Source organism: Tardiphaga sp. vice154 (assembly GCF_007018645.1).
GTDB lineage: Bacteria > Pseudomonadota > Alphaproteobacteria > Rhizobiales > Xanthobacteraceae > Tardiphaga.
In genome coordinates, this window is sequence record NZ_CP041399.1 from 3,875,761 (window position 1) to 3,894,341 (window position 18,581).

16 protein-coding genes are annotated in these 18,581 nt (G+C 65.2%); 6 read left to right on the plus strand and 10 right to left on the minus strand.

Annotated features, from left to right (window positions below; translation table 11 throughout):
* Positions 1–140 precede the first annotated feature (140 nt).
* The gene (locus tag FIU28_RS18195) at positions 141–1,151 is read left to right on the plus strand and encodes an MraY family glycosyltransferase (RefSeq protein WP_143574595.1); all 1,011 of its coding nucleotides are present in this window, start codon (positions 141–143) and stop codon (positions 1,149–1,151) included.
* Positions 1,152–1,258: 107 nt separating this feature from the next.
* Here the strand turns inward: FIU28_RS18195 and FIU28_RS18200 are convergent, their stop codons facing one another.
* The 3 genes from FIU28_RS18200 to rfaD are packed head-to-tail and all read right to left on the minus strand — an operon-like array spanning position 1,259 to position 5,674.
* A complete protein-coding gene (locus tag FIU28_RS18200) occupies positions 1,259–3,169 on the minus strand; it encodes a polysaccharide biosynthesis protein (RefSeq protein WP_143574596.1) in 1,911 nt (636 codons plus the stop codon).
* A 34-nt stretch (positions 3,170–3,203) separates the two neighbouring features.
* The gene (gene rfaE1 / locus FIU28_RS18205; protein WP_143574597.1) at positions 3,204–4,673 is read right to left on the minus strand and encodes a D-glycero-beta-D-manno-heptose-7-phosphate kinase; all 1,470 of its coding nucleotides are present in this window, start codon (positions 4,671–4,673) and stop codon (positions 3,204–3,206) included.
* A 20-nt stretch (positions 4,674–4,693) separates the two neighbouring features.
* Positions 4,694–5,674, minus strand: a complete 981-nt coding sequence (gene rfaD, locus FIU28_RS18210; protein ID WP_143574598.1) for an ADP-glyceromanno-heptose 6-epimerase — start codon at positions 5,672–5,674, stop codon at positions 4,694–4,696.
* 181 nt (positions 5,675–5,855) lie between these two features.
* Here rfaD and waaF point away from each other — a divergent pair, with 181 nt between their 5' ends.
* Complete coding sequence (gene waaF / locus FIU28_RS18215) at positions 5,856–6,929, plus strand: lipopolysaccharide heptosyltransferase II (RefSeq protein ID WP_143574599.1); 1,074 nt, start codon at positions 5,856–5,858, stop codon at positions 6,927–6,929.
* Positions 6,926–7,438 (plus strand): D-glycero-alpha-D-manno-heptose-1,7-bisphosphate 7-phosphatase, encoded by a 513-nt coding sequence (locus FIU28_RS18220; protein ID WP_143574600.1) that lies wholly within the window; start codon positions 6,926–6,928, stop codon positions 7,436–7,438. Before waaF ends, FIU28_RS18220 begins: the two co-directional genes overlap by 4 nt.
* Before the next feature lie 144 nt (positions 7,439–7,582).
* On the opposite strand, the gene FIU28_RS18225 is transcribed toward FIU28_RS18220, so the two are convergent.
* The gene (locus tag FIU28_RS18225; RefSeq protein WP_143576266.1) at positions 7,583–8,611 is read right to left on the minus strand and encodes a glycosyltransferase family 4 protein; all 1,029 of its coding nucleotides are present in this window, start codon (positions 8,609–8,611) and stop codon (positions 7,583–7,585) included.
* A 147-nt stretch (positions 8,612–8,758) separates the two neighbouring features.
* Between FIU28_RS18225 and galE the strand changes: the two genes are divergently transcribed.
* From galE to FIU28_RS18240, 3 genes are all read left to right on the plus strand, one after another.
* Positions 8,759–9,772, plus strand: a complete 1,014-nt coding sequence (galE, locus tag FIU28_RS18230; RefSeq protein WP_143574601.1) for a UDP-glucose 4-epimerase GalE — start codon at positions 8,759–8,761, stop codon at positions 9,770–9,772.
* Positions 9,773–9,907: 135 nt separating this feature from the next.
* Positions 9,908–11,713: an ABC transporter ATP-binding protein gene (locus FIU28_RS18235; RefSeq protein ID WP_143574602.1), complete on the plus strand. Its 1,806-nt coding sequence runs from the start codon at positions 9,908–9,910 to the stop codon at positions 11,711–11,713.
* Positions 11,714–11,749: 36 nt separating this feature from the next.
* Positions 11,750–12,448: a fumarylacetoacetate hydrolase family protein gene (locus tag FIU28_RS18240; protein WP_143574603.1), complete on the plus strand. Its 699-nt coding sequence runs from the start codon at positions 11,750–11,752 to the stop codon at positions 12,446–12,448.
* Positions 12,449–12,635: 187 nt separating this feature from the next.
* Here FIU28_RS18240 and FIU28_RS18245 read toward each other — a convergent pair whose 3' ends face one another.
* From FIU28_RS18245 to FIU28_RS18270, 6 genes are read right to left on the minus strand one after another with little or no spacing between them, the layout of a single operon-like run.
* Positions 12,636–13,880 carry an amidohydrolase family protein gene (locus FIU28_RS18245; RefSeq protein ID WP_143574604.1) on the minus strand — a complete coding sequence of 415 codons (1,245 nt, stop codon included), beginning with the start codon at positions 13,878–13,880 and terminating at the stop codon, positions 12,636–12,638.
* Positions 13,881–13,907: 27 nt separating this feature from the next.
* Positions 13,908–14,318 (minus strand): nuclear transport factor 2 family protein, encoded by a 411-nt coding sequence (locus FIU28_RS18250; RefSeq protein ID WP_143574605.1) that lies wholly within the window; start codon positions 14,316–14,318, stop codon positions 13,908–13,910.
* Positions 14,319–14,342: 24 nt separating this feature from the next.
* Positions 14,343–15,779 (minus strand): amidohydrolase family protein, encoded by a 1,437-nt coding sequence (locus tag FIU28_RS18255; protein ID WP_143574606.1) that lies wholly within the window; start codon positions 15,777–15,779, stop codon positions 14,343–14,345.
* A 14-nt stretch (positions 15,780–15,793) separates the two neighbouring features.
* Positions 15,794–16,819, minus strand: a complete 1,026-nt coding sequence (locus tag FIU28_RS18260) for an ABC transporter substrate-binding protein (RefSeq protein WP_143574607.1) — start codon at positions 16,817–16,819, stop codon at positions 15,794–15,796.
* Positions 16,820–16,846: 27 nt separating this feature from the next.
* A complete protein-coding gene (locus FIU28_RS18265) occupies positions 16,847–17,620 on the minus strand; it encodes an ABC transporter permease (RefSeq protein ID WP_143574608.1) in 774 nt (257 codons plus the stop codon).
* Positions 17,617–18,486 (minus strand): ABC transporter ATP-binding protein, encoded by an 870-nt coding sequence (locus tag FIU28_RS18270; protein WP_143574609.1) that lies wholly within the window; start codon positions 18,484–18,486, stop codon positions 17,617–17,619. Before FIU28_RS18270 ends, FIU28_RS18265 begins: the two co-directional genes overlap by 4 nt.
* Between the last annotated feature and the right edge of the window lie 95 nt (positions 18,487–18,581).

Here is an 18,581-nt window from a genome sequence, read left to right on the forward strand (position 1 = left end):
ACACTGCAAGAGGTAGCCGGCGGAGATGTTGGCAATGCGACGGCCCCAAGGCGGCTCCCGGGCAGTGGCTATCCCGGCAAAACGCGATAGAACAGCGGCAGCCTGCCGATCCATCTCATTCTTCGCCTGTGTATGTCCCGATGTCTTCACTTGTCATGATCGCGCTTGCGGGCGCCGTGGTCGCTGCGGCCCTGCTGTCGGCGGTGATCCTGATCGCGATCCGCCCGCTGCTGGCGCGCTATGCGCTGGCCCGGCCGAATGCGCGTTCTTCGCACAGGATCCCGACCCCGCAGGGCGGCGGCGTGGCCGTGATCGCCGCGGCGCTGGCCGTGGCCGGCTCAACCATCGCCATGGCCTTGCCTGAGGCGCTGCCGTCGCTGGGCGTTCTGTTTGCCGCCACGGTGCTGATGGCGGTCATCGGCGCGATCGACGATATCCGGCCAATTCCGGTGGCGCCGCGACTGCTGCTGCAGGCCGCGGCGGTCGGCGCGGTACTCTACGCCCTGCCCACCGGTCTGCAGATCGTACCGGCCTGCCCGCTATGGCTGGAACGCCTCGTGCTGCTGGTCGCCGGCCTGTGGTTCGTCAACCTCGTCAACTTCATGGACGGGCTGGACTGGATCACGGCCGCCGAAGTGATCCCGGTCACGGCGGCGCTGGCGCTGTTCGGCCTGTTCGGCGCGCTGTCGCCGGCGGCCGCGCTGGTGGCGGGCGCGCTTGGCGGGGCCATGCTCGGCTTCGCGCCGTTCAACCGGCCGGTGGCGAAGATTTTTCTCGGCGATGTCGGCAGTCTGCCGATCGGGCTGCTGCTGGCTTGGTGCTTCGTCGAACTGGCCTTTGCCGGCCACCTCGTCGCGGCGATCCTGCTGCCGCTGTATTATCTTGCCGACGCGACCTTGACGCTGTTGCGCCGGGCAGCCAGGCGCGAGGCGGTATGGATGGCCCATCGCTCGCACTTCTATCAGCGCGCGACGGATAACGGCTTTGCGGTGATCGAGGTGGTGCGAACGGTGTTCGGGCTGAACATCGCTCTGGCGGTGCTGGCGGGGTTTTCGGTGTCTTTCACGTCGACCATGGCGAACGTGATCCTGCTGGCGCTGGGCGCCATTGCGGTTGCTATGGTTCTGCGGGCGTTTTTGACGCCACGTTAACCTATAGACCGGATGAAATCGGCGTACGCGGAGCGTAAGGCGATGCAATCCGGGTAAAACGCCAACGACGGACAGGCCGGCCCCGGATTGTCATCCGGGCTACCCAGCTACTCCGCCCCCGCCTGATATTCCGGCACGGCGTCCTTGAGGATCGCCACGGCGGCCTCGTGCTGGTCGGCGTCGATGGCCGTGCGCAGCGTCGCCAGCCAGGTCTTCAGCGTATCCAGCGGCAGTTCGTGCGGCCGCGCCGCCAGAATGCCGGCGATGCCGATTTCCGATGTCGGCTCCTGCTTGGCGAATAGAATTTCGTTGAGCCGTTCGCCCGGCCTCACGCCGGTAAACACGATGTCGATGTCGTAGCCCGGCTGCAGGCCGGACAGCCGGATCATGCGGTCGGCGAGATCGACGATCTTCACCGGTTGCCCCATGCTGAGCACATAGACAGAGGCGTCCGAATGCTGCGCGTTCATGGCGTGCGTCGCCGCCGTCACCACGAGGTCGCAGGCTTCGCGGATGGTCATGAAGTAGCGCACCATGTCGGGATGCGTGACGGTCACCGGGCCGCCGGCCTCGATCTGCGCCTTGAACTTCGGCACCACCGAGCCATTGGACGCCAGCACATTGCCGAACCGCACCGAGATCAGCCGCATCGGCGACTTGGCTTCGCTGCCGCTGGAGGCATCGCCGTCGAGCGCCTGGCAGTACATCTCGGCAAAGCGCTTCGTCAGGCCGAGCATCGACACCGGCTCGATCGCCTTGTCTGTCGAGATCATCACCATGGCATCAGCGCCAGACGCCAGCGCGGCGTCGGCGACATTGACCGAGCCGAAGATGTTGGTCTTGACGCCCTCGCCCCAGTCGCGCTCGAGGATCGGCACGTGTTTCAGCGCCGCGGCGTGAAACACGACTTCCGGCTTGAACGCCAGCATCAACGCGTGGATGCGCTCGCGGTCGCGGACATCGGCAATCCGGCCCTCGATCACCGCATGCGTCACCTTGGCGGCGAGCTTTTCGGTGGCGGCGTGCAGCGCCGGCTCGGAATTCTCGATGATCAGCAGGCGTGCCGCGCCGAAGGTGATGACGCGGTCACAGATTTCAAAGCCGATCGAGCCGCCGCCGCCGGTCACGACGATCGCCTTGCCGCGCACGAAGTTTTCCAGCCGGGCATAGTCGATCTTGACACTGGGGCGCAGCAGCAGGTCTTCGACCGCGACCGGCGCCAGCTGCGGCGTGTCGCGGCTCTCTTCCAGCGACGGCAGCCGGCTGACGATCAGGCCCAGCTTGCGCGCTCGCATCAACACCGATTCCGGCTGCGCATCGGTCTCGAACGCCGACGGCGTCATCACCACGCGCTCGATGGGCCGGTCGCGGCCGTTGAAGTCTTCGACCACGTTGGGCAGGTCGTCGATGCCGCCCAGCACGGGCACGCCGCGCAACGTCTGGCCGCGGTCCGATGGCGACGGCGACAGGATGCCGACCGGCCACAGTCGCTTCACCGCGCCGCTCTCGACGCCGCGCAGAAACACTTCGACATCGGCGGCGCGGCCGATCAGCAGCGTCGGCGCCGCGTCCATGGTCCGCGCCAGATTGCGGGTGCGGGTGTAGCGGAAATAGCGATAGGCCAGCCGCGGCCCCGAGAGAAAGGCGACCTCGATGAACCAGTAGATGACGATGGTCGTCTTGCCGAGGAAGAAGGTGCCGTAGACGTTCGGCGCCAGGAAAATGTAGTCGAGCACCAAGAGCGCCACCGACAGCACGGAAGCCGCGCGAAGGATGTTCAACAGGTCCGGCAGCGAAATGAACCGCCATTTCGTTGTCGTCAGACTGAACATGTAGCAGACGAAAAAGCTGAAGATCAGGAAGTACGGCAGGATCGTCAGCAGCAATGGCAGCCGGTCCCACAGGTTCTCGCCGTCGAAGCGCAGCACGAAGCTGAGGATCACGGCGAGTGCCGTGACCAGCGCGTCATGCAGCGCGATGATCCAGTTACGCCAGGTGAAGTTGAAAATCCGGGACATCAGGACGCAAACCGATCTAACAAGTGATTGTCGTTCATCGCTGCCCTCCGCGGGCGCGCTCGACCAGCGAGGTCGTGCTGAAACCCTTGAGGATATCGACCAGGATGACCTCGCCGCCATTGGCGGCGACGACTTCGTGGCCGACCACCTGCTCGCGGGTGTAATCGCCGCCCTTGACCAGGGTGGCCGGGGCGATCTGCGTAATGAGCGCGAGCGGCGTGTCGTCTTCGAAAATCACGACGAGATCGACCGCCTCCAGCGCCGCCAGAACTTCGGCGCGGGCGCGCTCGTCCTGCACCGGGCGTTCGGGGCCTTTCAGCCGCTTCACCGAGGCGTCGGAGTTGAGGCCCACGATCAGCCGGTCGCAGGTCGCGCGCGCCGCGGTCAGCACCTTGACGTGGCCGGGATGCAATATGTCGAAACAGCCATTGGTGAAACCGATGCGCAATTGCTGCGCCCGCCATTCCGCCAGTTGCGCGTCGAGATCGGCGGCGGCGACGATCTTTTCCTCGGCGGCCAGAAACGCATGCGGCAGGATCTTGCGGCGCCATTCGCCGGGCGTCACCACCGCGGTGCCCGTCTTGCCGACGGCGACGGCGGCAGCCGCGGTGGCCGCGCGCAACGCCGTCTCGAAATCCGCGCCTGCGGCCAGCGCCACCGCCAGCATCGCCGCCACGGTGTCGCCGGCGCCGGACACGTCGCGCACCTTCACCGGCAATGCGGGCACGTGGATCGCAGCACCGTCGCGCGGCACCAAGGTCATGCCGTGCTCGCTGCGGGTGATCAGCATCGCCTCGCAATCCGCAAGGATCATCGCCTCCTGCGCGGCGGTCGCGATGCCGGCATCGGTGTCGGCGCGGCTGCGGGTGGCTTCGGCAAATTCCTTGCGATTCGGCGTCAGCAGCGTGGCGCCGCGGTAGATCGCCAGATTCGCGCTCTTGGGATCGACGATGACGCGCTTGCCGAGCTTCCTGGCCGCGTCGATGACATTGCGCAGCAACCGCGCGGTCAGCACGCCCTTGGCGTAGTCCGACAGCAGCACGATGTCGGCGCGCGCAAGCTGCGGCAGGATGGTGTCGATCAGCCGCTGCTCGATCGCGGCCGAGGCTGGCGAGGCCTGCTCCCAGTCGGCGCGCAGCATATGGGTGGAGAAATGCTCCGACACGAAGCGCACTTTTCGCGTCGTCGGCCGCGAGGGATCGGTGACCAGCAGCGCCTCGATGCGGTCCTCCTGCTTGAGCTTGTCCGTGAGCACCCGCCCGGCCTCGTCGTCGCCGATCAGGCCGACAAAAATGCAGGTGGCGCCGAGCGCCGCGATGTTGCGCGCGACATTGCCGGCGCCGCCGATCGTGATCTCGCTGCGCTGGACCGCGATCACCGGTGCGGGCGCTTCCGGCGAAATCCGCGACACCTCGCCATAGACGAATTCGTCGAGCATCAGATCGCCGACGCACAGGACGGTCTGGCGGGCAATCGCATGCGACAGGGCGTCGAAATCGAACATCAAACGGGTACCTGTTGCGTTCAGCGGAAGCGATCGGGCTGATCGAGATAGCCCCTGACATAAGCGCCGACCGCATCCTCCAGCGACGTGAAGCCGCCATTATAGCCGGCCTCGCGCAACCGGTCGCCTTCGCTTTGCGTAAAATACTGGTAGCTGTCGCGAATCTGCTCGGGCATGTCGATGTAGCTGATCAGCGGCGCCGTACCGAGCGCGGCATAGGCGGCCTGCATCAGGTCCTTGAAGCTGCGTGCCTCACCGGTGCCGACATTGAAGATGCCGCTGATGTGCGGCGATGCCAAGAGCCACATCATGACGCGGACGACGTCCTCGACTGAGATGAAGTCGCGGCGCTGGTCGCCATCGGCAATGCCGTCGCGGTGCGACTTGAACAATTGGATGCCGCGGCCGGCCTTGATGTCATCGAAGCGCCGCGTCAGCACCGACATCATCGAGCCCTTGTGGTACTCGTTCGGCCCGAACACGTTGAAGAATTTCAGCCCGGCCCATTGCGGCGGCAGCTTTTCGCCGCGCGCCGCGCGCTCGGCGATCGCCATGTCGAACAGATGCTTGCTCCAGCCGTACAGGTTCATCGGCCGCAGCGCCTTCAGCGCCTCGACGCTGTCGTCGTCGCGAAAACCCTGCGCGCCATCGCCATAGGTCGATGCCGAGGAGGCGTAGATGAAGGGCACGGCGTTCTGCGTGCACCAGTCCAGCAACCGCATCGAGAGGCGGAAGTTGGTTTCGATGACGAGGTCGCCGTCGGTGGCGGTGGTCTCGGAAATGGCGCCGAGGTGGATGACGGCATCAAGCTTGCGGCCGGCCAGCCAGGCCATCAGCTCGCCCGGCGGCACCACATCGGCGAGCTGGCGCTTGGCGAGGTTGCGCCATTTGCCATCATGGCCGAGAAAATCGCACACCGCGACGTCCGCCCGGCCGGCGTCATTGAGCGCGGCCACGACGTTCGATCCGATAAAACCGGCCCCTCCGGTCACCAGCAGCATGAAATCCCCGCCTCTGTTTTGCGCCGCCACCTTTGCCCCAGTACCGGCCCGCAGGCAACGTCCCGGCGGCCATGGGGGTGACGATAGGCGACACTTCGGGAAGCATTCTCCGGGTGGCTTGTCCTGCGGGACCGGAAAAGCTACCGACTTTGGCAACATTTGCGACAGCGCAGTTGATTTCATGAATCAGAATTCACAATATGATGGCGTGAGGGTGGATCCGGACGACACAAATCCGATCCTGATCATTCCCTATATGTGGATCGGCGATTTCGTCCGCGGCCATACGGTGGTGAGGGTGCTCAAGGAGCGCTGGCCGAACCGGCCGGTCGATATTCTCGTCAACAAGCAGGTGCAGTCGCTGGTCGATTACATGCCCGGCGTGCGCCGTGGCGTGTTGTGGGACCTGCCGCGCCGCCGGCTGGCGCTGGCGAAGCAGTGGGAACTGGCGGCGAAGCTGCGCGCGGAAAACTACGGCACCGTGCTGGTGATGCCGCGGACCTGGAAATCGGCGCTGGCGCCAGCGCTGGCGGGGATTCCCGAGCGCGTCGGCTTTGTCGGCGAGGTCCGGTTCGGGCTGATCAACCAGTGGCGCTGGGGCGAGAAGAAGCTGCCGCGCATGATCGACAAGAAATGCGCGCTGGCGTTGCCGGAAGGCACCAGGCTGCCACCGGAATGGCCGGTGCCGCAGCTGCGCGTGCCGGCCGAGGAGATCGCCCGCTGGCGCGAGGCGCACGGCCTTGGCACCGCCCCCGCGGTGGCGCTGGGCCCGGGCTCGGTCGGCCCCTCCAAGCGCTGGAGCTATTATGCCGAGGCCGCAAAACTGCTGGTCGAACGCGGGCTCGACGTCTGGGTGATCGGCGGCCCCGGCGAAAAAGGCCTGGCCGATGAGATTTCGGCCGCGGGCGGCCCGAAAGTGCGCGATCTTACCGGCACCGACCTGCGCAACGGCGTGGTGGCGATGGCCGCCGCCGGCGTCGCCGTCACCAATGATTCCGGGCTGATGCATATCGCGGCTGCGCTGGGCACGCCGACCATCGGCATTTTCGGGCCGACCTCGCCGCAGCTCTGGGGGCCGCTCAATCCGCTGGCGGCGACGGTCCAGACCAAAACCTTCGTGCCGTGCCAGCCGTGCCACCGCCCGGTCTGCACCGCCAACAACCACGCCTGCATGCGCGACATTCCGGCGACCGATGTCGCTGACATCACCGCGCGCGTGCTGGCCGACTTCCCGAATGGAATGGGCGAGCAATGAGTCAAGCCAAACCCGCCGCCTTCCTCGACCGCGACGGCGTCATCAATCACGACGACCATCATGTCTTCCAGGCGGAAGCGATCCGCTGGATGCCCAATGCGGCCCGGGCGATCCGCCGCCTGAACGAGTCCGGCTACCATGTGTTCGTGTTCACCAACCAGTCCGGCATCGCGCGCGGCCTGTTCACTGAAGCGGACCTGCACAGGCTGCACGACTGGATGCGCGCCGAGCTGCTCACGCAGGGCGCCCGCATCGACGACGTCCGCTACTGCCCGCATTATCCCGGCGGTTCGGTCGCCGGCTATCTCGAAGACCACCCCTGGCGCAAGCCGAGCCCGGGCATGATCCTCGACCTGATGCAGCACTGGCCGGTGCAGCACGCCGGCAGCTTCGTGATAGGCGACCGCGACACGGACATCGAGGCGGCCTTAGCGGCGAAGCTGCCGGGCTACCTGTTCGCCGGCGGCGATCTGGATGCGTTCGTCGCGGAGATACTGGCGAAGGTTTAGCCTGCGTCTCGTTTCCCGGACGCGCTGCAGCGTTCTTCACGCTGCTGCGCAGATCCGGGATCCCGGTTGCTTCCGCGCCAAGCGTGGCCCCGGATCTGCGAGGCGATACTTCGTATCGCATCGCGTCCGGGGAACGGACCGCGCCTAGATCAACGTCTTGTAGACCTCGGCGATCGCCTTTGCTTCCGCCTCGACGCTGAACTGCTCCAGAACGCGCGTTCGCGCGCGCGCCCCCATCGCCTCGGCGGCCGCAGGCTCGCGCATCAAGGGTTCGATCGCCTGCGCCAGTGCTGCGGCATCGTCGATCGGCACCAGCACGCCGCTGACGCCGTCTTCCACCACGATCTCCGCAGCGCCCGCCCGCGTCGCCACCAGCGCGGCGCCAGCGGCCATCGCCTCGATCAGCGTCAGGCCAAAGCCTTCGTTGCGCGAGGTGAAGGCGTAGATCGTCAGCCGCTGGTACCAGCGCTGGACGTCCGCGATCGGCAACTCGCCGAGGATGATGATGCGCGACTGCAGGCCTGCCGCGGCGATGCGCTGCCGCAGACCATTGGCGAAGCCGCTGTGCTCCGGCGTGATCTCGCCGACGATCACCGCCGTGAAATCCGGGTACAGCGGCAACAGCCGGCACATCGCGTCCACGAACAGATCGGTGCCCTTCTGCGCGCGAACGCGGCCGAAGCAGCCAATCGCGTAGCGGCCCGGCAGACCGGCCTGTGCAAAGGCCGCAGCGCGGTCGGGGGCCGGCGCATAGGTCTGCGTATCGACGCCGTGGGTTATGACGGTCGCCGGCCGCTTCAGATAGGACGCCGAAATCTCTGATGTCGCGATGATGGCGTCCATCTGCCGGATCAGCCAGCGCGTGATCCAGCTATGATGGCGCTGCGCAGCCGAGGTGAACAGCAGCTTGAAGGGCCAGCCCAGCGCCTTCAACAGGACGCCCGCGATCATCTCGTCATTGCGCCTTGCGTGCCAGATCAAGGGCTGGCGGCGCAGCCACAGCCGCAGCAGATCGCGCCAGCCTAGCCGCGCAATGCCCTCGGGCGCGTCGGAACCGAGCCAGCCGGCGCGGATCAGGCTCGCCAGATGCGGGGCCACCATCCGGTTGGTGGCGGTCACGCCGGAATAGCGCCAGTGCAGGTTGGTGACAACCACCTGCAGCCTGTCGGCCATTTTGCTCGCGATCGGCACACATCACTCCATTTCGACGCACCCGCTATACCCATCCTTAAGCATAGCCGCCAGTTACCATCCGTCGAAACCCACTCTTCACCCGGGAATGGCTAGCCTGCGTCCGACATTGAAAAGTGGGAACGAGCAATGACCATTCTTGTCACCGGCGGCGCCGGCTACATCGGAAGTCACATGGTTCACACGCTGGTGGAAGCCGGCGAGAGCGTGATCGTGATCGACAATCTGTCGACCGGCTTCTCGCAGTACCTCCCGGAAGGCGTGCCGCTGTTCATCGGTGACGTCGCCGACGAGAACCTGGTCGAGGGCGTGATCGCCGCGCATGGCGTCGATGCCATCATCCATTTCGCCGGCTCGATCGTGGTGCCGGAATCGATGCGCGATCCGCTCAGCTATTACCGCAACAACACCATGACGACGCGCAATTTGCTCAACGTCGCCGTCAAGACCGGCGTGCGCCGCTTCATCTTTTCCTCGACCGCGGCGGTCTATGGCAACCCCGATAAGACCCCGGTCGCCGAGGATGCGCCGACCCGGCCGCTGTCGCCCTATGGCTCGTCCAAGCTGATGACCGAGATCATGCTGCACGACATCGCGCCGGCCTATGGCATGGATTTCGTCGTGCTGCGCTATTTCAACGTCGCCGGTGCCGATCCGCTCGGCCGCACCGGGCTGGCCACCGTTGGCGCCACGCATCTGCTGAAGATGGCGGTCGAGGCCGCCACCGGCCAGCGCAGCAAGATCGACGTGTTCGGCACCGATTACCCGACCCCGGACGGCAGTTGTATCCGCGATTTCATCCATGTCAGCGACCTTGTCGAGGCGCATCGCGCGGCGCTGGATTACCTGCGCCAGGGCGGCCCCTCGACCACCCTGAACTGCGGCTACGGCCGCGGCCATTCCGTGCTGGAAACGATCGAGGCGGTGCGCCGGGCCTCGGGCCGAAACTTTGCCGTGCAATACGCGCCGCGCCGCGACGGCGACATCGTCACCATGATCGCCGACACAAGCCGGATCCGCGCCACGCTGGACTGGACGCCGCGCTACGACGATCTTGCGACCATCGCCCGGCACGCGCTGGCATGGGAGGAAAAGCTCCACCAGGACCGCCATGGCGTTGAAAGATTGGCGAAATCCGCCTGATTGGCCGCGTCCGCCGGGTCCCCCCGACGGGTTTCGGCTTGAAAGTCACCGATTTAGCGGGCAATGAGACGGCTGCTTCAGAGCCTGCTCCGGCGCCCCGGCAAATCCCTGCCCGCGCCCGTCGCTGGAACGCGGATGGCCACCATCTCTCGCAAGAAAATTACCGACGACCCGTATGGCGCGCTGATCCTGATTCGCCGCCTGGTCATGGAACAGGCGACCGCCTACTGGCGCCGCTATCTGCTCGCTTTCGCGCTGATGGGCGTCTCGGCCGCCACCACGGCGGGCGCGGCCTATCTGCTCGGCGAGGTCATCAACCAGGCCTATGTCGACAAGAATGTCCGCGGCATCGCGATCCTGTCCGGCGTCACGCTGCTGATCTTCATCCTGAAGGGGGCTGCGACCTACGGCCATACCGTGATCCTGTCGCAAATCTCGAACGCTATTCTCGCCAACAACCAGCGCCGGCTGTTCGCCAAGCTGATGAGCGAGAGCATCGGCTTCTTCTCGGAGCGGCACTCCTCGGAATTCCTCAACCGGCTCAATGCCGGCGCCGCGTCGGTGACGCAGGTGCTCAGCCTGCTGATCAATGCCATCGGCCGCGATCTCTTGTCGCTGATCGCGCTGGTCAGCGTGATGCTGATGCAGGATCCCTATATGGCGCTGTTCGGCTTCCTGATCGCGCCGCCGGCGATGCTGATCCTGCGCAAGCTGGTGCGCCGCATCAAGGGCCTCGCCCGCACCCAGTTCACCGGGACCGCCGACATCATGGAGACGATGCAGGAATCGCTGCAGGGCATCCGCACCGTCAAGGCGTTCACGCTGGAGCAGACCATGCAGGAGCGCATGGAAGCCAGCATCACCGCGGTGGAAAAGAACGCCAACAAGATGGCGCGGGTCTCCAACCGCTCCAGCCCGCTGATGGAGACGCTCGGCGGCTTTGCGATTGCGGGATCGCTGATGTATGGCGGCTACCGCGTGGTGGCGATGGGCGCCACGCCGGGCCAGTTCTTCTCGTTCCTCACCGCCTTCCTGCTCGCTTACGAGCCGGCCAAGCGGCTGGCGCGGCTCAACATCGATCTGAATTCCAGCCTGATCGGCGCGCAGATGCTGCTCGAGATCGTCGACAGCCCGGCCTCGGAGCCGAATGACGACCACAAGCCGGCGCTGAAGCTCAACGAGGCCCGCGTCGAGCTGCACGACGTCACCTTCCGCTATCGTCCCAACGAGATCGTGCTCAACCGCATGAGCTTCGTCGCCGAGCCCGGCCGCGTCACGGCGCTGGTCGGCCCCTCCGGCGGCGGCAAGTCGACCGTGCTGGCGCTGGTGCTGCGGCTCTACGACCTCAACGAGGGCGACATCACCATCGACGGCCAGTCGATCTCCACGGTGTCGCGGCGCTCTCTCAGGCAGCAGACCGCCTATGTCGGCCAGGACGTCTATCTGTTCCGCGGCACGATCTACGAGAACATCGCGTTCGGCCGCGACGGCGCCACCGAAGACGAGATCATCTCCGCGGCCAAGGCCGCCTGCGCGCATGATTTCATCATGGGCTTTCCGCTGGGCTACCAGACCCCGGTCGGCGAGCACGGCGCGCAGCTTTCCGGCGGCCAGCGCCAGCGCGTTGCCATTGCCCGCGCACTGGTGAAGAACGCGCCGATCATCCTGCTCGACGAGGCCACCGCGGCACTCGATTCGGAATCGGAGAAGTCGGTGCAGGAAGCCATCGAGCATCTCTGCCGCAACCGCACCACCATCGTGATCGCGCATCGGCTGCACACCATCATGCACGCCGACGCCATCCTGGTGGTCGAAGGCGGCGAGATCGTCGAGAGCGGCCGGCATGATGATCTGCTGAGGAAGAATGGCCGCTACGCCTCGTTCTTCCGATTGCAGCATCGGGATGCCAGTTCGCTGGCCCCGCTCGACGCGCCGACGTAACGTAACTCCCCTGTTCAAATCTGTGAAAGACCGTCCATGACGACATCCTTCGTGATCGATCCGCCGCCGCAGGCCGCCATCGCCATTCAGGGCGACGACAAGAAGTTTCCGGTCCGCCGCGTCTGGTGCGTCGGTCGCAATTATCTCGAGCACATTCGCGAACTCGGCAATGACGAGCGCAACCCTCCCTTCTTCTTCGCCAAACATGCCGACATGGTCGTGCCGGATGGCAGCAGCATCCCTTACCCGACCCTGACGAAGGACATGCAGCACGAGGTCGAGCTGGTGGTCGCGCTGAAGAGCGGCGGGCTCAACATTTCCGCCGACAAGGCGCTTGACCATGTCTGGGGCTACGGCGTCAGCGTCGATCTCACCCGCCGCGACCTGCAGACCATCTCGCGCAAGAAAGAGCAGCCCTGGGAGATCGGCAAGTCGTTCGACATGTCGGCGCCCACAGGCGCGCTGGTGCCGGCCGCCAAGGTCGGCCATCCCTCCGCGGGCAAGATCTGGCTGTCGGTGAACGGCACCGAGCGGCAGAAGGGTGATCTCTCCGAGATGATCTGGAACATCGCCGAGATCATCGCGAAGCTGTCGCTGCAGGTCGAACTCGGCGCCGGCGACGTGATTCTCACCGGGACCCCGGCCGGCGTCGCCGCCTTGCAGCCCGGCGACAAGGTCGAATGCGGCGTCGATGGCATCGGCACGCTGAAGTTCGAGATCACAGCCGCGAAGTAGAACGCTGTATAAACTTACTTTAGCGACAGCACTCCGTTGACCTCTCCCCGTTGGGGAGAGGTCGACCGGCGTAGCCGGTCGGGTGAGGGCTCTTCGTTTCCAATGATGGGCCGGCGCCCCCTCACCCCAGCCCTCTCCCCGACGGGGAGAGGGAGCGCGAAGCCGGCGCGTCGCTGCACTAAGCGATCTACTGCGGCCAGTAAATTTCCGGCACCGGCCGCGTGAAACTCATGCGGCCGTTTTTCATGGCCATCAGCGGCTGCGCGAGTTCGGCTATGGCGGCCGAGGCACTCATCGAGTCCAGTACGACGATGTCAGCCGGATTGCCGACCACGATTCCGTAGTCCGTCAAATTCATCAGCTTCGCCGGCCCCGACGTCACCATGTCGAGGCAGGCCGCGAGTTCATCCGCCTGGCCGGCCTGCGCGACGTTGGCATAGAGATTGGCCATCCGCACCAAGGAGCAATCGCCGAACGGCGTGAACGGGTTCAGCACGTTGTTGGTGGAGATCGAACAGGTCACGCCGTCCGCCAGCAGGAGATGCGCCGGCGCCACGCCGCGCGGCACAAGGTGGTCGGAGCCCCTGCCCATCAGATAGAGATCGGTCGCCGGCAGCACCGTCAAAGCGACGCCGGAGCGCGCCAGTTTCAAGCTGACCTGCTTCAGCGCCGGCGCAGCCAGCGCCGAGAGCTTGCTGACATGGCCGATCGCGACGCGGCCGCCCCAGCCATAGGCGTCGGCCTGCCGGCAGACGTCGTCGAGATGCATCCAGGAGGGATCGAGATCGAAATCGAGATGGAAATCGATGTCGAGATTGTAGCGCTTGGCGAGTTCGAAGATGCGCGCGATCTGGCCGTTGGGATCGCTGTCGATATAGGGCGCGCCGCCGATCGAACCGGCGCCGGTCTCGCAGGCCTCGACCAGCAGTTCGTCGCAGCCGGGATCGTTGAGCAGGCCCTCCTGCGGAAACACGCAGAGTTCGAGATCGATTGCCCAGGCGAAATCGCGTTTCAATTTTGCGACGGCGTGAAAGCCCATGAGACCAATGCGCGGATCGACCTCGACATGGGTCCGCATCCGCGTCGTGCCCTGCACGATCGCCTTCTGCAGAGTGCGGCTGCCGCGCTCGTAAATGTCTTCCTCGGTGAAATCGCGTTTGGCGGCGGCCACCGAAGCGATCACCTCCGAAACCGTATTGGTACGGCAGGTACAGCGCTCCGAGATGCAGGACTTGTCGAGATGGATATGCGTCTCGATGAAGCCCGGCACCAGCAACCGGCCATTTAGCGCGATGTCGCGCGAGGCGTCGCGCGCCGCCATCGTGGAGTGCACCTCGATCGCGGCAATGCGGCCGTCAGCAACCGCGATATCGACGGGATCGGCGCCAGCACCGGCGATGCGCCCATTGCGCAGCACGTAGTCGAACAACATGAAAAACCTATCTGTGGTGGTGAAGCGTCAGCCGTCGATGCCGTGACGGGTCAGAATGCGTTCGGCGCTGTCGTTCCAGACATCGGTCTCGACGATCTTGCCGCCGCGAACCACGAAGCGATCGACGTAGCGATTGCCCTCGAACGGCGTGCCGTCCGGCCATTCGCCATATAGCGTGCCGATATTGTAGACGATGGTCTCGCTGACGCCGGGGGAGACGTCGCTGCGCTCGATCTTCTTCTTCACCCATTTGTAGCGCTTGGCATTGAAGCCCGCGGTCTCGCGCGGATGCGACATTTTCCGTCCGCCGGTAAAGGTGATGCGAACGTCGTCACTCATGAAGGTCGCTGCTGTCTCCGGGTCGGGGATCATCGACGCCACGAGATAGCGCTCCACAATATCGGCGGCCTGCGCGGTTTCGTCGATCGGGTCGGCCATGTCGAATCTCCTCAAAAAGCTAATCTAGCAGCAGCCCTGGCTGCGAAACCACTGCGATACCACGCCTTCGAACGGCGTCCACGCCTGCTCGAATTCGCGGTAACGCGGCACATTGGCGCGGTACATCTTTCGCAGTTCGGTTTCCATCGCGTCAAGATCGACCCCGGTCGGCTGGCCGTTGCGGCTGATGACGCAGCCATTGACCACGACGTCGCGCACGCAGCCCGTATTGCCGCGCGCAAACAGCATGGCGAGCGGATCGACCGGCAGGATGGCGTCGCGGTCGAGCTGGCCGATGTCGAGCACGACAAAGTCCGCCGCGTTGCCCGACTGCAGCGCGCCGCTGCCCGGCGCGCCGATCGCGCGGCGACCGTTGCGCACCGTCAGCTCGAGAAACCCGGCATTGCTCCAGGTGCGCTCGAACCCTTCGCCATCGTGGAACATCCGTACCAATCGCATCTCGCGGATCGCGTCGTCATCCTCGTCGAGCGCCACGCCGTCGATGCCGAAGGTGACGGCGCAGCCGCGACGATACGCATCGGCGATAGGTGCGCGGCCGGAGCGCAGGTGGAGGTTGGACGAAAAATTGGTGACGAGGGTCGCGCCGGATTCCGCGATCATGTCGAGTTCGTCGGGCCGGGCGTGAATGCCATGCGCCAGCGTCAGCCGCGGCGACAACAGGCCGATGTCGCGCAGATAGCGCACCATGCCGTCCGGAAAGGCGCGATCCGCCCAGGCGCGCTGGTAGATGGTCTCCAGCAAATGCATGTGGACGCGCCGCCCGGTGGCCGCGGAACGCTCCGCGATCGCCTCCAGCAGCATGCGCGAGCACCATTGCACACCGGCCGGGCCGAACTGCACGTCGACCATCGGCCCGGCAATCGCGGCATCGATGGCTTCGACACGCTCGATATAGTCCGATGGCTTCGTAGCGGGCCGGACGAACATCTCCTCGATCGTGCTTCGCGCCGCTGCCGGCAATGTCGCCAGCACGTCGGTCTCGTCGCCATAGACGATCGGGTTCTGGTCCCGCACTGCCAGCGCGAAAGCCAGCCGCACGCCGACATCGGAAGCGGCTTTCGCGATGGCGACCGCCTCATCGACGATCGGCATCGTGCCGCTCGGCCGCGTGTAGTGGATCATCACGCCGCCGCAGCCCGCCCGCGCCGAGCGCGCCAGCGACACCGCCGCCGCGAGATAGGGATCCGGCGGGGTGCCGAAGGCGGAGCGCGCGATCCAGGTTTCCAGCGGCATGCCCGACGCACCGAACGAGGTGATCGACGGCCGGGCATGGTCGTGGGCGTTGATCAGCGCCGGAATGACCAGCGTATTGCCCGACGCCTCCCCGGCATCGGCCGCGACGTCCGTAATCATCCCGCCGTCGTAGCAGACGGCTGCAGATGACACGACGCCGCGATCGGTGCCGGTGAAGATATTCGTCGCGAGCAGGCGCGTGGTCATTCCCGAGCGCCGTCTCAGTTCGCGGTGTAGGTCAGCTCACGCTCGGCGCGCGGCGGCAGGAATTCGCGCGAAAACACTTCCTTGACCACCGGCGTGCGCTTGAGGTCGTAGCCTTCGACCACCATGCCGATGGCGCGGGTCATGCGGTCGTCCTTGATGTCGCCGACGCCGATTTCCTTCATCTCCGGCGAGACGATCAGCTTGTCGAACGAGTACTGCAGGCGGCGCTTCTCGACCGGCGCATCGATCAGATTGTCGAAGGCGACCACCGAGGCCATCGCCGCGTTCTGGTCCTTGGCGACCGCGATCATGCCCTTGTTGATGGCGCGCACCAGGCCAGCGACGGCCTTCGGATTCTGCGCGATCATCTTCTGCGACACGATGACGCCGTTGGAATACAGGTCCATGCCGTAGTCGCCGAACGAGAACCACTTGAAGTCCTTGTCGGGATCCTGGCGGTTCAGCACCAGGTTGAAGTAGCTGGTGATGTTGAACACCAAAGCGGCGTCGATGTCGCCCTTGATCAGCATCGGCTCCTGCAGGTTAGGCGCCATGTTAGTGACCTTGATCTTGTCGGCCTCCAGTCTGTTCTTCTGGATGAATACCGGCAGCAGACGCGTCGTCGGGGTGCCCTGCGCGCCGCCCAGCGTGCGGCCCTCGAAATCCTTGATCGAGTTGATGTTGCTGGTCTTCTTGGCGACGATCGCGAAGGGAGGCTGGTTCCAGATCATGTAGACCATGACCGGCGCGTCGGCCGGCCGCGTCGAGGCATTCTGGATGATGGCGTTGACGTCGCCGAAGCCGGCGTCCCACGCGCCCGACATGATGCGGGTCACGGTGGCGCCGGAGCCTTCGCCCTGGTCGATGACGACGTTGAGGCCTTCTTCTTTGAAGTAGCCCTTGTCCTTGGCGTAGAAGAACGCGGCGTCAGAGCCCTGGGTCTTCCAGCCGAGCGTGAACTTGATCGTGGTCTCCTGGGCAGACGCAGCACTCGTGAGCAGAACGCTGCCGACCAGAACCGCACTCAATCGCTTCAACATGACATTCTCCTGGGTTGTGGTGGTGAGTTAGGTGACGACGAGATCGTTCTTACGCGTGGCCCAGCCGGTGACACGGGCCTCGATCAGGGAGAAGACGACGTAGAGCGCGACGCCGAGCACCGCGAGAATGAACAGGCAGGCGAACACCAGTGGCACGTTGAAGTTCGACGACGCGCTCATCATCACATTGCCGATGCCGCGGTTGGAGGCCACGGTCTCCGCCAGTACCGCGCCGACGAAGGCGTAGCTGACCGCGACCTTCAAGGAGGCGAAGAAGAACGGCATGGTGCGCGGCAGGCCGACATTCCACAGGATATCGAGCTTGCTGGCGCCGAGCGCTTTCAACACGTCTTCCAGTTCAGGCTCGGTGGTAGCAAGCCCCGTCGCGATGTTGACGACGATCGGGAAGAAGCAGATCGACAGCGCGGTGAGGATCGCCGGCACGCTGCCGGAGCCGAACCACAGCACGAAGATCGGCACCACAGCGACCTTCGGGATCGACGAGAACCCGACCAGCAGCGGATAGGCGGTGTCGTAGGCCACCTTCGACACGCCGATGATGGCGCCGAGCGCGACGCCGAGGCCGACGCCGAGCACGAAGCCGGCCATCGTGGTGCCCAGCGTCTGCAGAATGTGCGGCCACAAGATCGGGAACTTGGCGATCAGCGTGGTGACGATCTCGGTCGGCTTCGGCAGCACGAGGTCGGAGATGCCCGAGGCCATGCAGAACAACTGCCAGCCGATGAAGAAGATCGCGATCAGCGCGAAGGACGAGACTTTCTGGCGCAATGCGAGATTCATGACGTCGCCTCCGAGGTTTCATCCGCCGGGTCGGCGCGAGCGACGACGATCAGGTCGCGCAGCCGCTGGTTCAGCGCCACGAAGTCCGGCTCGAAGGTCATCTTGATGGTGCGGGGACGCGCAAAATCGACCTTGCTGTCGTCGATCACCCTCCCCGGCCGCGGGCTCATCACGCAGATCCGGCTGGCCAGGAACGCCGCCTCGCGCAAATCATGCGTCACCAGCAATACGGTGGGCTTATGGGCCAGCCAGAGGTTCTGCAGGATGGTCCACAGCTCTTCCTTGGTGAACTGGTCGAGCGCGCCGAAGGGCTCGTCGAGCAGCAGCATGCGCGGCTCGTGGATCAGCGCACGGCACAGATTGGCCCGCTGCAGCATGCCGCCGGACAATTGCCAGGGAAACTTGTTGGCGAAGCCCTTGAGCCCGACCTGCGCCAGCAGCGCATGCGCTTTGTCGCGAAACGCCAGCTTGCGCTGCTTCTTGAACTGCGAGCGAAACGGCTCGACGATCTTCAGCGGCAGCATGATGTTCTGCTCGATGGTCAGCCACGGCAGCATGGTCGGGTTCTGGAATGCCATGCCGACCCGCAGCGCCCGCGCCGCCACTTCACGCCCACCGACGATCACCACGCCGGAGGTCGGCCGTACCAGGCCTGAGACCAGCCGCAGGATCGTCGACTTGCCGCAGCCGGACGGCCCGACCAGCGCGAGGAACTCGCCGTCAGGGATGATCATGTTGGTTTCGGCCAGCGCCGGGGTCGCGGTCGGGCCGCGGCCGAAGGTCACGGAAGTCGCCGATAGTTCGACGGCGATCGGTCCGGATTTGACGGGCGCGGCAGGCGCCACGGCAGTTTGCATACTGTTCATGGCTTAAAGTGCATGCAATTGCGATGCCAGCCTGCTTCCGCTGGAATTCCGGATCGTTTCGGATTATCGCTGATACCGCTGGAAGTTTGTTGGGC

Excerpts from the sequence above, each read along its gene's own strand:
- FIU28_RS18195 (WP_143574595.1), top strand. The coding sequence starts at position 141 with ATGTCTTCACTTGTCATGATCGCGCTTGCGGGCGCCGTGGTCGCTGCG.
- FIU28_RS18200 (WP_143574596.1), bottom strand. The coding sequence starts at position 3,169 with ATGTCCCGGATTTTCAACTTCACCTGGCGTAACTGGATCATCGCGCTG.
- rfaE1 (WP_143574597.1), bottom strand. The coding sequence starts at position 4,673 with ATGTTCGATTTCGACGCCCTGTCGCATGCGATTGCCCGCCAGACCGTC.
- rfaD (WP_143574598.1), bottom strand. The coding sequence starts at position 5,674 with ATGCTGCTGGTGACCGGAGGGGCCGGTTTTATCGGATCGAACGTCGTG.
- waaF (WP_143574599.1), top strand. The coding sequence starts at position 5,856 with ATGAATCAGAATTCACAATATGATGGCGTGAGGGTGGATCCGGACGAC.
- FIU28_RS18220 (WP_143574600.1), top strand. The coding sequence starts at position 6,926 with ATGAGTCAAGCCAAACCCGCCGCCTTCCTCGACCGCGACGGCGTCATC.
- FIU28_RS18225 (WP_143576266.1), bottom strand. The coding sequence starts at position 8,611 with ATGGCCGACAGGCTGCAGGTGGTTGTCACCAACCTGCACTGGCGCTAT.
- galE (WP_143574601.1), top strand. The coding sequence starts at position 8,759 with ATGACCATTCTTGTCACCGGCGGCGCCGGCTACATCGGAAGTCACATG.
- FIU28_RS18235 (WP_143574602.1), top strand. The coding sequence starts at position 9,908 with ATGGCCACCATCTCTCGCAAGAAAATTACCGACGACCCGTATGGCGCG.
- FIU28_RS18240 (WP_143574603.1), top strand. The coding sequence starts at position 11,750 with ATGACGACATCCTTCGTGATCGATCCGCCGCCGCAGGCCGCCATCGCC.
- FIU28_RS18245 (WP_143574604.1), bottom strand. The coding sequence starts at position 13,880 with ATGTTGTTCGACTACGTGCTGCGCAATGGGCGCATCGCCGGTGCTGGC.
- FIU28_RS18250 (WP_143574605.1), bottom strand. The coding sequence starts at position 14,318 with ATGGCCGACCCGATCGACGAAACCGCGCAGGCCGCCGATATTGTGGAG.
- FIU28_RS18255 (WP_143574606.1), bottom strand. The coding sequence starts at position 15,779 with ATGACCACGCGCCTGCTCGCGACGAATATCTTCACCGGCACCGATCGC.
- FIU28_RS18260 (WP_143574607.1), bottom strand. The coding sequence starts at position 16,819 with ATGTTGAAGCGATTGAGTGCGGTTCTGGTCGGCAGCGTTCTGCTCACG.
- FIU28_RS18265 (WP_143574608.1), bottom strand. The coding sequence starts at position 17,620 with ATGAATCTCGCATTGCGCCAGAAAGTCTCGTCCTTCGCGCTGATCGCG.
- FIU28_RS18270 (WP_143574609.1), bottom strand. The coding sequence starts at position 18,486 with ATGAACAGTATGCAAACTGCCGTGGCGCCTGCCGCGCCCGTCAAATCC.